Raw genomic sequence first — 13,991 nt, forward strand, 5'->3', positions numbered from 1 at the left:
GCGGTCAGCCCGCCTCCAGCCCGTAATGCGCCTGCGGCCCGTACACCTCGGGCATCAGCCCCAGGTCGTGGGCCGCCAGCCCCGCCGGTTGCACCAGCCGGCATTCGTGCCGGCCATCGGGGTGCAGATCGTGCTCGACATAGCCCAGCACCTTGTCCCCGACCCGCTGCTGCCAGGGGTCGCCGACCAGGAAGGCGGTGGCGGGCGCCCAGATCTGGCGGAGCCCGTCGAACACGCCGCGGTCCCACCACTGGTGCACATGGCCGGAGGCGACGAAGGCCGGCGGGTGGCCGCGGAGCAGCTCCAGGATGCGGCGGCGCGGGGCAGGGGGGACGGACCAGGGATTGGCCGGGACCTCGTCCAGGCTCCGGTAGCAGAGCGGCTTGTGCAGGAAGAGCGCCAGCGCCCGGTCCCCCGCGCCCGCCAGCGCATCGGCCAGGGTCGCGAACTGCGCCTCCGCCTCCGGCGCCGCGGCGCCGGAGATCAGGCTGTCGAGCCCGACCAGGCGCCAGCCGGGCACGTCGCGCACGAAGAGATCGGGGCCGAAGGCCGACCGCCAGCGGGTGACCTGCGCCGATTCCGCCGGGTCCCGCACGGCGATCGCCGGATCGTCGCCGACATCGTGGTTCCCCGGCACGGCCAGCCAGTCGAGGCCCAGCCCGTCCATCCGCGCGCGGGCGAAGTCCAGATCCTCGCCGCGCTCGCCATGGGCGGACACGTCGCCGGTATGGACCACCAGATCGGGCCGGGCGTCGCGGAGCCGCGTGGCGACGACGTCGAAATTCGCGTTGAACCCCGCATGGCGTGGGGAGAGATGGGTGTCGCTGACCTGGATCAGCCGGAAGGGTCCTGCCATGCCCGTCAGCCCCGCCGCCCCGCCTGGATGCCGGTCATCCGCCCCGTCCCCTCCGCTGCGCCCGCGCCGGGCACGGCAGCATGGCGCGGGCCGAGGCGGTTGGCGATGGGACGCGCGCGGATCGCCCGGCCGCGGACGCGGGCCCCGCCGCCTATTCCTGGAAGAAGCGCAGCAGGCGCCCCAGCAGGTCGCGCAGGTCGAAGCCCGGGGCGGGCGGCGGGGTGGCGACACCCTGCGGCAGGCGGGCGCGCAGCCGCGACAGGGCGTCCCCGGTGCGGGAGAGGCGAAGCTCCACCGGCTCCGCCCGCGCCTGCTCGCCGGGCAGCAGCCCGGTCATCCGCACCAGGGCACGGTCGGCGGCGGCCAGCTCCGCCGCGGCGCGCGCGGCATCCTCGGCCTTCGGGGCACAGACCACCGAGCGGCCTTCCAGGGCGCAGGGCATCTCGAACAGGCGATTCGGCGGGAAGCGGAGCTGGGCCGTGCCGGTGAAGGCCAGCAGCCCGCGCGCCGCGCCTTCCAGCGTCAGATCGCGGGCGGCGACCACCGGCACCAGCGTACCCGACCGCTCCATCACCTCCAGCGTCAGCGCCGCCTGGCCGGCCGAGGCCGGCTCCACCGGCTGGCGGTGCAGCATCCGGCACTCCGCGCGGTCGGTCATGCGGTCGGTCGAGCAGCCGGTGAGCCAGGAGCCGACCTCCTCCAGCGCGGGTTGCGCCCGCGCGCCGGGGGGCAGGGCGGCAAGGCCCAGGGCGAGGAGGGCGGTGACAGGCGCGCGCATGTGCCCCCATGTGGGGAGCGGAAGGGGAGTTCGCCATGCGACACGTCACGCTGCCGGACGGGACGAAGGTCCCGGCGCTGGGGCAGGGGAGCTGGAAGATGGGTGAGCGCGGGGCCGATCGCCGCGCCGAGGCCGCCACGCTGCGGCTGGGGCTCGACCTTGGCCTGACGCTGATCGACACGGCGGAGATGTACGCGGATGGCGGCGCCGAGGAGGTGGTGGCCGAGGCGATCGCCGGCCGCCGCGACGAGGTCTTCCTGGTCAGCAAGGTCTACCCGCACAATGCCGGCGGCGCCCGGCTGACGCAGGCCTGCGAGGCCAGCCTGAGGCGGCTGCGCGTGACGGTGCTGGACCTCTACCTGCTGCACTGGCGCGGCGGCATCCCGCTGGCGGACACGGTCGCCGGCTTCGAGCGGCTGCGCGAGCGCGGGCTGATCCGCCGCTGGGGCGTCAGCAATCTGGATGCCGACGAGCTGGAGGAGCTGGGCGCCGCCCTGCCGGACTGCGCCACCGACCAGGTGCTCTACAACCTGCAGGCCCGCGGCCCGGAATTCGACCTGCTGCCCTTCTGCGAGGGGCGCGGCATGCCCGTCATGGCGTATTCGCCCGTCGGCCAGGGCGGTGCGCTGTTGCGCGACGCGGCGCTGCGCCGCGTCGCGGCACGCCATGGCTGCTCCGCCGCCCGCATCGCCCTCGCCTGGGTGCTGCGCCGGCCGGGGGTGATCGCCATTCCCAAGGCCAGCGATCCCGCCCACCTGCGCGACAATGCCGCGGCGCCGGCGGTCGCGCTGACCGAGGCCGATCTGCGTGAACTGGACACCGCCTTCCCGCCGCCGAGGCGCAAGCAGGCCCTGGCGATGCTGTGACCGATGCGCGGCGGCCGCCTGATTCCCGCCAGGGAGGCGGCCGGGGCGGGCGGCTGTGTCCCGGCAACGCCGCCCCGGGGGATGGCGCGGTACCGCTACGCGTAGCCGGTGGAACCGTCCGGGCGCAGTGGCACCTTGCGCTGCCAGTGGATGTAGTCGTCGCGTGCCAGCACCGCCTCGTCCATCTCCACGCCCCAGCCCGGGCGGTCGTGGCGCAGCTCCAGATAGCCGCCGACCGGCAGGTAGGGATCGCGCACATAGGGCGCGCCCTCCGGCAGCCGGTATTCCAGGAAGCGGAAGCCCGGCTGGCTGGCGCAGAAATGCAGGTTCACCGCCGTCGCCAGCGGCCCCATCGGGTTGTGCGGCGCGATGGAGACGTAGTGCGCGTCGGCCAGGGCGGCGATGCGGCGCATCTCCGTGATGCCGCCGACGACGCAGATGTCGGGCTGGATGATGTCGCAGCCGCGCACCTGCAACAGCCGCAGGAACTCGAAGCGGCTGTAGAGGGATTCGCCGGTCGCCAGCGTGCAGGTCAGCGCCCGCTTCAGCTCGCCCCAGGCCTCGAAGTTCTCCGGCCGGATCGGCTCCTCGAAGAAGAGCGGGTCGTAGGGGGCGAGCGCGTTGCCGAGCTGGGCCGCCTGTACCGGCTCGTAGATCTTGGCATGCGCGTCGAAGGCGATCTCCGTGTCCGACGGCACCGCCTCGCGCAGGGCACGGAAGTACTCGGCGCTGGTGCGGACCACCTCGCCCCAGCGGGTGGCGTGGATGTCGTTGCGGTAGGGGCTGAGCTTGAAGGCGGTGAAGCCGTGCGCCTCGCGCAGCCGCGCCAGCTCGTCGCGGGCCAGCAGCGGGTCCGGCGCGGTATAGACCCCGGCATAGACCTTCACCCGGTCGCGCACATGCCCGCCGAGGAGCTGGAACACCGGCATGCCCAGCGCCTTGGCCGAGATGTCCCACAGCGCGTGGTCGATGGCGGAGATGGCCGCCAGCCCCAGCGCCCCCGGCGGGAAGCGCGCCTGCTGCAACAGGTGGTGCGTCAGGAACTCCACCCGCCGCGGGTCCTGCCCGGCCAGGAAGCCGGAGAGGTAGTCCAGCAGCGGGATCAGCGCCTTGTCCGGCCCATGGTTGTAGCACTCGCCCCAGCCGGTGAGGCCCTGGTCGGTGTCGATGGCGAGAATGACGCGCGGCCGGTCCTTGTCGCGCGTCATGAAGGTGCGGAGACGGTCGATGCGCATGGGCGTCAGGCCGCGTAGCGGAAGCGCTGGTGCATCCGCCGCTCGCGCGGGTCGGGGCGCGGGATGGCGGAGAGCAACGCCTGGGTATAGGCGTGCTCGGGCGTGTTGCAGACCTTCTCGGTCGCCCCGTACTCCACGACCTTGCCGCGGTACATGACGGCCACGTAGTCGCACATGTAGCGGATCACGCCCAGGTCGTGGCTGATGAAGACGTAGCTCAGCTTCATGCGGTCCTGCAGCCCGATCATCAGGTCCAGCATCTGCGAGCGCAGCGAGACGTCGAGCGCGGAGGTCGCCTCGTCCGCCACGATCACCCGCGGGTCGAGGGCGATGGCGCGGGCGATGCAGATGCGCTGGCGCTGCCCGCCGGAGAAGGCGTGCGGATAGCGTTCCCGCCACTCCGGCTTCAGCCCCACCTGCTCCAGCAGGGCGGAGACGCGCTCGTCCAGCTCCCGCCCCTTGGCGATGCCGTTGACCAGCAGCGGCTCGCCCACGATCTGCGCCACGGTCATGCGCGGGTTCAGCGAGGACATCGGGTCCTGGAAGATCATGCGGATCTCCCGGCGCATCTGCTTCAGCGTGCCCTGGCCCGCGGTGACCAGGTCCACCACCGAGCCGTCGGCGCGGCGGTATTCGATGGACCCGCCCGTCGGGTCGTACATGCGCAGCAGGCAACGGCCCATGGTCGTCTTGCCGGAGCCGGATTCGCCGACGATCCCCAGCGTCTCGCCGGGGCGCAGGTCGAAGGAGACGCCGTCCACCGCCAGCACGGGCGACTTCACCGGGCCGAAGACCATGCGCAGGTCCTTCACCCGGATCACGGGCAACTGCGCGTCGTCCACCGGCGGCCGGTTGGCCCGCAGCGCCGCCTTGTGCTCCAGCTTGAGGACGGAGCCGATCAGCATCTTCGTGTAGTCGTGCCGCGCATCGTGGAAGATCTGGTCCACCGGCCCGCTCTCCACGACCTTGCCGTGGTACATGACCAGCACCTCGTCGGCGATCTCCGCCACCACGCCCATGTCGTGGGTGATGAACATCACCGCCATGCCGTGCGTGGTCTGGAGCCGCTTGATGAGGTCCAGGATCTCCGCCTGGGTGGTCACGTCCAGCGCCGTCGTCGGCTCGTCGGCGATGAGCAGGTCCGGGTTGCAGGCCAGCGCCATGGCGATCATCGCGCGCTGGCGCATGCCGCCGGAGAACTCGAAGGTGTAGCGGTCCACCGCCCGTTCGGGGTTGGGAATCTCCACCTGGCGCAGCAGCTCGACGCAGCGGGCGCGCGCCTCCTTCTTGCCCAGGCCGAGATGCAGGCGCAGCACCTCGATGATCTGGTCGCCCACCGTGTGGATGGGCGAGAGGGAGGACATCGGCTCCTGGAAGATCATCGCGATCTCCTTGCCCCGCACCGCGCGGATCGCGCGGGAGCGGGGGTCGAGCTTCGCGAGGTCCACCGATGTCCCGTCCGGCCGGTGCAGCACCATGGACCCGCCGACGATCTTCCCCGGCTGGTCCACGATCTGGAGGATGGAGCGCGCGGTGACGCTCTTGCCCGAGCCGGATTCCCCCACCACGCAGAGCGTCTGCCCGCGCCGCAGGGTGAAGCTGACCCCGTCCACCGCCTTCACCACGCCGTTGCGGACGGGGAAGTGGGTGACGAGGTCGCGCACCTCCAGCACCACCTTGGGGCCGGAGGCGGGCAGCACGTCGGGACGCGGGTCGAGGGCGATGCTGCTCATTTGTTGTACGGGTCGGCGGCATCCCGCAGCCCGTCCCCCAGGAAGTTGAGCGCGATGACGGCCAGCACCACCGCGGCGCCGGGCGCGAAGAGCCAGGGCGCGGTGACGATGGAGCGGATGTTCTGCGCCTCGCGCAGCAGCACGCCCCAGGAGATGGTGGGCGGTTGCAGGCCGAGGCCGAGGAAGGAGAGCGAGGTCTCCGCCAGGATCATCGCGGGGATGGCGAGCGTCACGGAGGCGATGATGTGCGAGGCGAAGGAGGGCAGCATGTGGCGGAAGATGATCCGCCCCTCCGACGCCCCGTCGAGCCGGGCGGCCGCCACGAAATCCTCCGTCCGCAGCGACAGGAAGCGGCCGCGCACCACGCGGGCGAGCTGGGCCCAGCCGGTCAGCGAAAGGATCACCGTGATCATGAAGTAGTTCAGCGTCGCCGGCCAGTCATGCGGCAGGGCGGCCGAGGCCGCGAGCCAGATGGGGATGGAGGGCAGCGCGATGACGAACTCGATCGCCTTCTGGATCGCCGTGTCCACCCGCCCGCCATAGTAGCCGGAGATGCCGCCGAGCAGGATGCCCAGCGTCAGCGACAGGAACACGCCGACGAGGCCGACGGAAAGCGAGATCTGCGCCCCCTGCATGATGCGCGAGTAGACGCAGCGCCCGAGCCGGTCGGCCCCCAGCGGCAGCACCACCTGCCCGGGCTCGGCGGGGGCGAAGAGGTGGATGTTGGTGCTGAACAGGCCGAGCACGCTGTATTCATAGCCGCGGCCGAGGAAGACCAGCGGTACCTTGCGCGTCGTGTCGGGCACGTAGCCCATCTCCAGCGTCTCCGGGTCGCGCTTGAGCGTGGAGGGGTAGACGAAGGGCCCGAAGCTGCCCGCGTTGTCGATGAAGTGGATGCGCTGCGGCGGATGGAAGGCGGCGCGGGTGTTCTGCGCCGAGGGGTCGTTGATGGCGAAGAAGCCGGGGATGATGGCGATGATGTAGAAGATCACCGTCACCACCAGCCCGACCATGGCGAGCTTGTGCTTGCGGAAGGCCCACCACAGCAGCTGCCACTGCGAGGCGACGGCGAGGCGTTCGGGCCTCGCGGTATCCAGGACGGCGTCGGACATGGCGGCGCTACTCCAGCCGGATGCGCGGGTCGGCCAGCGCGAGGAGGATGTCGCTGAGCAGCGAGCCCAGCAGGGTCAGGGCGCAGATCAGCAGCACGAAGGCGCCGGCGAGGTACATGTCCTGGCTCATCAGCGACTGCAGCAGCATCGGCCCGGCGGTGGGCAGGTTCAGCACGATCGCCACGATGATGGAGCCCGAGACGAGGTTGGGCAGCAGCCAGGCGATGGTGGAGATGAAGGGGTTGAGCGCGAGGCGCATCGGGTACTTCACCAGCAGGTGGAACTCCGACAGCCCCTTGGCCCGGGCGGTGGTCACGTAGGGCCGGTGCAGCTCGTCCAGCATGTTCGCCCGCATCACGCGCACGAGGCTCGCCGTGCCGGAGACCGCCAGGATGATGACGGGAATCCACAGGTGGGTCATCAGGTCCCAGACCTTGGCGAGGCTCCAGGGCTCGTTGACATAGGCCTCGGAGAACAGCCCGCCGACCTCCTGCCCCCATTCGACCGCCGCGAAGTACATCAGCACCACGGCGAGCAGGAAGGACGGCACCGCCAGCCCCACGAAGCTGATGAAGGTCAGCACGTAGTCGGCGATGGAGTACTTCTTCACCGCCGAGAAGACGCCCAGCGGCAGCGCGATCGCCCAGGTGACGAGGAGGGAGGCGAAGGTCAGAACCAGGGTCAGCGCCATGCGCTCCCAGATCAGCCCGCTCACCGGCTGCTGCCATTCGAAGGACAGGCCGAAATCGCCGCGGAAGACGATGTTGCTGATCCACTTCCAGTACTGGACGATCATCGGCTGGTCGAGCCCGAAGCGGGTGCGCAGCTCGGCGGCGGTATTCTGGTCCACCACCTCGTTGGAGGCGGCGAGCGTCGCGATATAGGTCGTGACGTAGTCGCCGGGCGGAAGCTGGATCAGCACGAAGGCCAGGAAGGACACCACCAGCAGCGATGGGATCATCCAGGCGAGGCGCTTGAGCGTGAAGCGGAGCATGGCGTGCCGCCCGGCCGGCGCTCACCGCGCCGGCCGGGCGTCCCTCGTCAGGAGAAGAAGAACTGCTGCGGCAGGGACGGGCCGGGATTCGGCCAGGCCCAGGAGTTGGGGTACTTCGCCGGCACGTTCTGGAGGTTGTTGCGGACGACGCCGAAGGTGTTGACGGCGAGGCAGATCCCGATCGGCTCGAACTGCTCGGCCGCGATGTCGAAGATCTGCTTCATGATCGCGCCGCGCTTCTCCATGTCCGCGGTGCCGCGCGCCTGGTCGAACAGCCGCATGCGCTGCTTCTGGTGCTCCGGCGGCTCCTGCCCCTCGCGGCCGCCCGAGACGTACCACTGCGCCCAGGGGATGGCGTAGCGCGTGCCCTGGGTGTGCTGGGCGAAGGCGTCGCGCGGGTCGAGCATGGGGTCGAGCCCGCCCGGCCCCGGCCAGACCGCCGCGTCGTGGTCGTTGTTGTCGCCGCGCGTGTAGTAGAGCGCGCGCTCGATGGTGTTGACCTTGATGTCCACCCCGATCGCGGCCCAGTGGCGCTTCACCAGCTCCAGCGCGTCCACCTGGTCGGGGTAAAGCACGGGGATCACGTCGATGGCGAAGAACACCTTCTGCCCGTCCGGGCGCAGGCGGAAGTTCTGCCCGTCGCGGCGGTTGTAGCCCAGCCGGTCGAGGATGGCGTTGGCCTGGGCCTGGTCGAACTGGGTGAACTGCCGCGCCAGCTTCTCGTGGTACCACGGGTGCCCCGGGCGCGGGCCCATCTGGTAGGGCTCGGACTGGCCGAGGTAGATCAGCTCGATCAGCTCCGCCCGGTTGATGCCCAGCGACAGCGCCTGGCGGAAGTCCTTGTTCGCGAACATCGCCCGCATGGCGGGGTCCTTGTGGGTGATGTTCAGGTAGATCTGCATCTGCTGCGCGCCGGAGGCGACCAGCTCCACCAGCCGGTAGCCGCCGCGCTGCATGGAGCGCGACAGGGTCGGCTTGTTCTGCAGCGAATCGATGTGCCGGTCCTGGAGGTCGAGCCGGCCGGAGACGGCGTCGATCATCAGGCTCTCCACGTCCTGGGAGATGCCCAGCGTGAGGCGGTCGATGTAGGGAAGCTGGTTGCCCGCCTGGTCGACCTGCCAGAAGTACGGGTTGCGCTCCATCACCACGCGGGTGGCGCCGCCGGTATAGGGCTCCTTGATCACCCAGGGATCGAGCACGGGCTTGTCCGGGTTGCCCCAGCGCGAGGGGATCTCCACGTCGCCCAGCTTGATCCGGAACAGCGAGGGCCAGTCGGACAGGTTGGCCTGCTGCACCAGCTTCGCCACCTCCGGGTTGAACTTCGGATGGAACTGCGAGGCGTAGTGCTTGGGGAACAGCGTCGGGTACTGGCCCAGCGGCGTCGCCAGCGTCTCCAGGAACAGCGCATAGGGGGCGGCGAAGGTGAACTTCACCGTCGCGTCGTCGATCTTGGTCGCCGTGCCCGGCTTGTTGTCGATGACGATGGCGCTGGGGGGCGAGCGGAACAGCTCCGTGTTCTTGCAGCAATCCTCGATGGCGAAGACCACGTCGTCGGCGGTGAAGGGGTGCCCGTCCGACCAGCGCATGCCGGGGCGCAGGTGGAAGGTGAATTCGGTGGCGTCGGGGTTCACCTCCCAACGCTCGGCGACGCCGGGAAGCACCTGGGTGAAGGCCAGGTTCCAGCGCACCAGCCCCTGGTTGCCGACGATGCGCAGGATGCCGTTGTGGTCGGCCGAGCCGCGCAGGCCGCGGCGCAGCGCGCCGCCGTACTTGCCGACCTTCTCCACCTGGACGACCAGCGGGCTGGAGGGCAGGCGCTCGGCGAGCGGCGGCAGCTTGCGGTCGGCGACCAGCTTGGCGAGGTCGGGGGCTTCCTTGCCGGCCCCCTGCGCCCGCAGGACGCCGGGGAAGCCCAGCGCCAGCGCCACGGCGCCGGCACCGCCCTGCAGCAGGCGGCGGCGGTCGAGCGCACCGGACGCGTCACGAGCCGCCCCGGGGCGGCGATCAGACTCGGACATCTTTCCCTCCAGGCCCTGGGCCAGGGCCCCGGGCTTCGTGATGTGGCCCGGTTTCCGGTGCCCTTTAAACTGCAATATCACATATCTTGTGGCAGTACGCGAGATTCTGTCGTCCCAGGCAAAGGTGAAAATGCCGTAGCCTGGCGCCAGCCCTGCGCTGTCCTCAGGCCGTCGCCACGGCCGCCGGGCCCGGCTCCGGCGGCCGTCCCAGCGCCTGCAGCAGCGCGGCGATGTAGCCGTAGCAGAAGGCGAAGGCGGTGCCCTTGGGATCGCGGCCGCTGATCGTCGGCACGTGGTCCGGCATGATCATGTAGCGGTAGCCGACCGCCTCGTAGAGCTTCAGCGCCGCCCACATGTCCATGTCGCCCTCCTCCGGGAAGGTCTCGCGGAAGCTGAGCCGCCCGCCCGCGATGTTGCGGAAATGGACGTTGAAGATCTTCCCGCGCTCGCCGAACCAGCGGATGACGTCGCCGATCTCCTCGCGCGGGTTCTCCAGCATCTCGCCGAGCGTGCCCTGGCAGAAGTTCAGCCCGTGATACGGGCTCTCCCGCATCTGCACGAAGCGCTTCAGCCCCTCCACCGTGCCGAGGGCGCGCGTGACGCCGCGATAGCCCGGCGGCGTGTAGGGGTCGTGCGGATGGCAGGCGAGGCGGACGCGGCTGCTCTCCGCCACCGGCACCACGCGTTCCAGGAAGTAGTCGATGCGCGCCCAGTTCTCCTCTTCCGGCAGGATGCCGGCGAGCCCGGGCGGCGCGTCGTGATCCGCCTTGTCCCAGCGGAACGCCTCGGCCATTGCGCCGCCACGCCCCGCCTCCATCGGCGTGCGCGGGATGCCGATGATGTTCAGGTTGTATTTCGCCGCCGGGATGCCCGCGGCGGCGAGGCGTTCGATCAACCGGCAGATGCTGTCGATCTGCCGGTCGCGGTCCGGCCCGGCGGTCAGGATGTCGGGACTCCGCGATTCCTCGATCGGCCGGGAGGAGAGCGGGAGCTGCACCATGTCGAGCGACAGGCCGAAGCCTTCGATCTTCTCGCGGAAGCGCAGCAGCTCGTCGAGCGACCAGTCATGCGGGTTGCCCGGCGGGTCGGCGCAGACGTGGCGTACCCCCAGCTGCGCGAACATCCGGTAGTCGTCGTCGTCGCGCGCCGGAACCTGCGTGCCCAGCAGCATCGGACCGTCTCCATCCCCCCGTCGGCCGGCCCGTTCCGGTCGCCCTTTGCGGCAGGATCATCCGCGCCCGTGCGGCCGTCAAACGGCCCGTCGCCGGGAACGCGGCGATCGGCGGAAGACGGCTTCGGACCTGTCAGCGCCGGCCCGAGAGGCGGGCCAGCCAGCGGCGCAGCGCCCCCTCCACGCCGCGGTGCCAGGTGCGCGGCGCCACGGGCCAGGCCGTGGGGTCGTCCAGCCGGTCCAGCACCACCTCGGCCGGGCAGGGCAGCAGCGTCAACGGATCGAGGTAGCGCGGATAGGCCAGCAGCGTCGCGGCCACCAGCTCGTCCAGGCTGCGCCGCACGCCGCGCCGCCCCGGCGGGAAGCCGTCGGGCGAGCGGTCCTCGGTGAGTCCCCAGCCGGCATAGAAGGGCCGCCCCCAGACGGTGACCGGCACGCCGCGCAGCAGCGCCTCGAAGCCCGAGAGCGAGGTCAGGGTGTGCAGCCCGTCGATCTGCGGGAAGAGGCCGGAAAGCGGCGCGCCCGCCACCACCTCGTCCGCCACCTCGGCCAGGGCGGCGCGCGGGATGCGGCCGCGCCGGAAGCCCGCCTCCAGGTCGGGGTGCGGCTTGTAGACCAGCCACGCCCCGGGATGCGCCGCACGGACCTGGCGCAGCAAGGCGAGGTTGGAGCGGATCGGGCCGCCGCCCAGCCGGACGGAGGCATCGTCCTCCACCTGCCCCGGCACCAGCAGGACGGGCCGGCCGGCCGGGGCATGCAGGGCGGGCGCCTCGCCCGGCAGATGGTACTTGCCGATCCCGCGCCCGACGACCGCCTCCCGCATCCGGGCCGCGCGGGCCAGCAGCGCGGGGTCGTCGATCCCCGCCTGCAGCAGCGCCTCCAGGTCGGAGGGCTCCGAGGGGTCGTAATAGGCGCGCCGAGAATCCAGGCAGTAGGAGGCCCCCGGCCGGAACCGTGCGCCGATCCCGCGCGAGCGCAGGAAGCCGTCCTCCAGCGCCAGCACCGGCACGCCCTGTCCGCGCAGCCCGGGACGCTCGCGGGAGGCCCAGACGGCGACGCCGCCGCCCTCCCGCCTCGCCAGGCGCAGCGCCGCGGCGGCCGAGCCGGCGAAGGCCGGCGCCGCTGCCTCCCGCCCCAGCAGCGCGCCCACCTGCGGGCGCTTCCAGCGGGCGACGCCGAGGCAGGCGACGACCCGCCGGTTCTCCTCCGCCCGGTCGCGCCAGAGCCGCAGCAGGTCGAGCGCCTCGCCAGGGTCGCAGGGGCGCCGACGGAAGGGGTCGGCCCAGCGCAGCATGGACAGGGTGGCCAGCGGCGCCCCCGGGCAGGGCCGACCCGCCACCCCGGCCAGCAGGGCCATGTTCCAGCCCGCCCCCCGGACCTCCGCGGCCAGGTCCAGCAGGGTCCAGGGCGACCAGTGGCCAGGGAGGAGGCGGGCCCCGGGGAGGCCTTCCGGTGCCACCTGGGCCCAGGGATCGCGGGCCAGCAGGACCCGCCGGCCCTCCGCCAGGGCTTCCTGCGCCGCCGCGGTGGTCAGCGCCAGGACCGCGCCCGGCTCCGCTCCCCCTGCCCCGCCCAGCGCGGCCCCGCCGGGATCGGGCAGGCCAGGCGGGCCGCCCAGCCGCCCGGCCCGGATGCGCTCCGCCATTCCGGGCGGCACGGCCATGGCGCCGGGATCGGGCAGGTCGGGTTCGCACAGAATGGGCGGCAGGCTGCGGCCGGCGAAGGCGGGCGGCGCGAAGGGACCGGTCGTGACGCGGCGGACGGGGCCGGCCCAGCCCGCCGGCGGCACGTCGTCCTCGGCCAGCAGCAGCGCCGCGGCCGGGGCGGGCCAGGGCACCAGCCGGGCCTCCGGCCAGAAGGCCGGCAGGTGCGGCCATTGCCGCAGGCGCGGGGCCAGGACGGCGAGGCCTCGCAAATCCTTCATGTCGCAATCATTTTGTCGGACGGAGCGGATTGGGCTAGCGTGCCCCGATGGACCACCATGACCGCCCCTGCAACCCCCGCGGGCAGCGTGCCGGAACGATCCGGCTGCTGACCCTTCTGGCCCCGCTCGGCCTGGCGGCCTGCAGCGGGCAGAACAACGTGGTCATGCCCTGGGACGCCTTCCGCAGCACCCCCGCCGCGGCGGCGCCGGCCCCCGTGGCGGCGACGCCCGCCCGTCCCGCTGATTCGCTGGCGGCCTTCGCGGGTCGCGCCGCCCCGGGCCAGCAGGAGAGCGTGACCCTGCCCGACAGCGGCCGGGCCGCGGTGGTGCGGCTGGTGCGGGCCTACAGCGCCGCCTCGGGGCGGGAGTGCCGGGAGCTGCAGATCGGCGGCGCCGCGGAAGGGCGCGGCGCGCTCTATTGCCAGGACCCGGTCGCCGGCTGGGTGCCGGCGCGGCCGCTGCTGCGCGGCGGGGCCTTGGGCCGCTCCTGAGCCCGGATGAGCGCCAGCCTCCAGCCGGTCGGCCGCCCGGCACAACGCTCGCCCCTGGTCGTGCAGGTCCGGGTGATCGGCGCGCTGATCATGCGCGAGATGCAGACGCGCTTCGGGCGGCACAACCTCGGCTTCCTCTGGCTGTTCCTGGAGCCGCTGATGCTGGGGACCGTGCTGGGGACGATCCATGCCCTCCGCGGCCACAGCCTGCCGGGGGGGTTGAACCCCTTCATGTTCAGCATCGTGGGCTACGTGCCCTTCTTCGTCTTCCGGGCCATCGTCAACCGCGCTCCCAGCGCCGTGCATTCCAACCTGACCCTGCTGTTCCACCGGCAGGTGACGCTGTTCGACATCGTCACGGCGCGCAACCTGCTGGAAGCCGCCTCCATCACCATGGTGATCATGCTGGTCCTCGGCTTCGCAGGGCTGGTATGGGACGAGTGGCCGGAAGATGTCCGGCTGATAATCATGGGCGTGCTCTGCATGCTGCTGCTGAGCCACGGGCTGGCCATGCTGTTGGCGGCCGGTGGCATACGCTGGGAGAGCTTCGACCGGCTCATCCATCCCGTCACCTACCTGACGATGCCGATCTCCGGTGCGTTCTTCGCCTTGCACTGGTTTTCGCCGGACGTGCGCGAGGCGCTGCTCTGGGTGCCGCTGGTGAACATCCATGAGATGATCCGGGACGGCTACTTCGGCTCTCGGCTGCCGGCCTATTACAGTGTCGGATACATCATCGCGTGGATCGCCGCCACCAACCTGCTGGGCATGGCCGCGCTGCGGTCGGCCCGGCGCCAGCTGACGCTGTTCTGA

Annotated in this window: 12 protein-coding genes; 3 read left to right on the forward strand and 9 right to left on the reverse strand. The window is 71.7% G+C overall.

The genetic code is table 11. The annotated features are described in order from the left end of the window. Window positions 1-4: 4 nt before the first annotated feature. Together LPC08_RS22165 and LPC08_RS22170 are read right to left on the reverse strand one after the other, a co-directional pair. Complete coding sequence (locus LPC08_RS22165; protein ID WP_230450398.1) at window positions 5-856, reverse strand: metallophosphoesterase family protein; 852 nt, start codon at window positions 854-856, stop codon at window positions 5-7. A gap of 151 nt (window positions 857-1,007) precedes the next feature. Beyond that, window positions 1,008-1,634 carry a hypothetical protein gene (locus LPC08_RS22170; RefSeq protein ID WP_230450399.1) on the reverse strand — a complete coding sequence of 209 codons (627 nt, stop codon included), beginning with the start codon at window positions 1,632-1,634 and terminating at the stop codon, window positions 1,008-1,010. 35 nt (window positions 1,635-1,669) lie between these two features. Between LPC08_RS22170 and LPC08_RS22175 the strand changes: the two genes are divergently transcribed. Continuing rightward, on the forward strand, window positions 1,670-2,500 hold the full coding sequence (locus tag LPC08_RS22175; RefSeq protein WP_230450400.1) for an aldo/keto reductase: 831 nt from the start codon (window positions 1,670-1,672) through the stop codon (window positions 2,498-2,500). A gap of 95 nt (window positions 2,501-2,595) precedes the next feature. Here the strand turns inward: LPC08_RS22175 and LPC08_RS22180 are convergent, their stop codons facing one another. The 7 genes from LPC08_RS22180 to LPC08_RS22210 form a co-directional block, all read right to left on the reverse strand. Then, the gene (locus LPC08_RS22180; protein WP_230450401.1) at window positions 2,596-3,735 is read right to left on the reverse strand and encodes a mandelate racemase/muconate lactonizing enzyme family protein; all 1,140 of its coding nucleotides are present in this window, start codon (window positions 3,733-3,735) and stop codon (window positions 2,596-2,598) included. Window positions 3,736-3,740: 5 nt separating this feature from the next. Beyond that, the gene (locus LPC08_RS22185; RefSeq protein WP_230450402.1) at window positions 3,741-5,468 is read right to left on the reverse strand and encodes an ABC transporter ATP-binding protein; all 1,728 of its coding nucleotides are present in this window, start codon (window positions 5,466-5,468) and stop codon (window positions 3,741-3,743) included. Further along, a complete protein-coding gene (locus LPC08_RS22190) occupies window positions 5,465-6,580 on the reverse strand; it encodes an ABC transporter permease (RefSeq protein WP_230450403.1) in 1,116 nt (371 codons plus the stop codon). The genes LPC08_RS22185 and LPC08_RS22190 overlap by 4 nt, the downstream gene beginning before the upstream one ends. Before the next feature lie 7 nt (window positions 6,581-6,587). After that, on the reverse strand, window positions 6,588-7,574 hold the full coding sequence (locus LPC08_RS22195) for an ABC transporter permease (RefSeq protein ID WP_230450404.1): 987 nt from the start codon (window positions 7,572-7,574) through the stop codon (window positions 6,588-6,590). A gap of 47 nt (window positions 7,575-7,621) precedes the next feature. Then, window positions 7,622-9,592, reverse strand: a complete 1,971-nt coding sequence (locus LPC08_RS22200; protein WP_230450405.1) for an ABC transporter substrate-binding protein — start codon at window positions 9,590-9,592, stop codon at window positions 7,622-7,624. Window positions 9,593-9,755: 163 nt separating this feature from the next. Then, a complete protein-coding gene (locus LPC08_RS22205) occupies window positions 9,756-10,763 on the reverse strand; it encodes a mannonate dehydratase (RefSeq protein ID WP_230450406.1) in 1,008 nt (335 codons plus the stop codon). A 133-nt stretch (window positions 10,764-10,896) separates the two neighbouring features. After that, entirely contained in the window at window positions 10,897-12,687 is a 1,791-nt protein-coding gene (locus LPC08_RS22210; protein WP_230450407.1) for a capsular polysaccharide export protein, LipB/KpsS family, read from the reverse strand. A 47-nt stretch (window positions 12,688-12,734) separates the two neighbouring features. Between LPC08_RS22210 and LPC08_RS22215 the strand changes: the two genes are divergently transcribed. Together LPC08_RS22215 and LPC08_RS22220 are read left to right on the forward strand one after the other, a co-directional pair. Further along, window positions 12,735-13,178 (forward strand): RT0821/Lpp0805 family surface protein, encoded by a 444-nt coding sequence (locus LPC08_RS22215; RefSeq protein ID WP_230450408.1) that lies wholly within the window; start codon window positions 12,735-12,737, stop codon window positions 13,176-13,178. A 6-nt stretch (window positions 13,179-13,184) separates the two neighbouring features. Beyond that, window positions 13,185-13,991: an ABC transporter permease gene (locus tag LPC08_RS22220; protein ID WP_230450409.1), complete on the forward strand. Its 807-nt coding sequence runs from the start codon at window positions 13,185-13,187 to the stop codon at window positions 13,989-13,991.

Source organism: Roseomonas sp. OT10 (assembly GCF_020991085.1).
GTDB classification, from domain to species: domain Bacteria; phylum Pseudomonadota; class Alphaproteobacteria; order Acetobacterales; family Acetobacteraceae; genus Roseomonas; species Roseomonas cutis.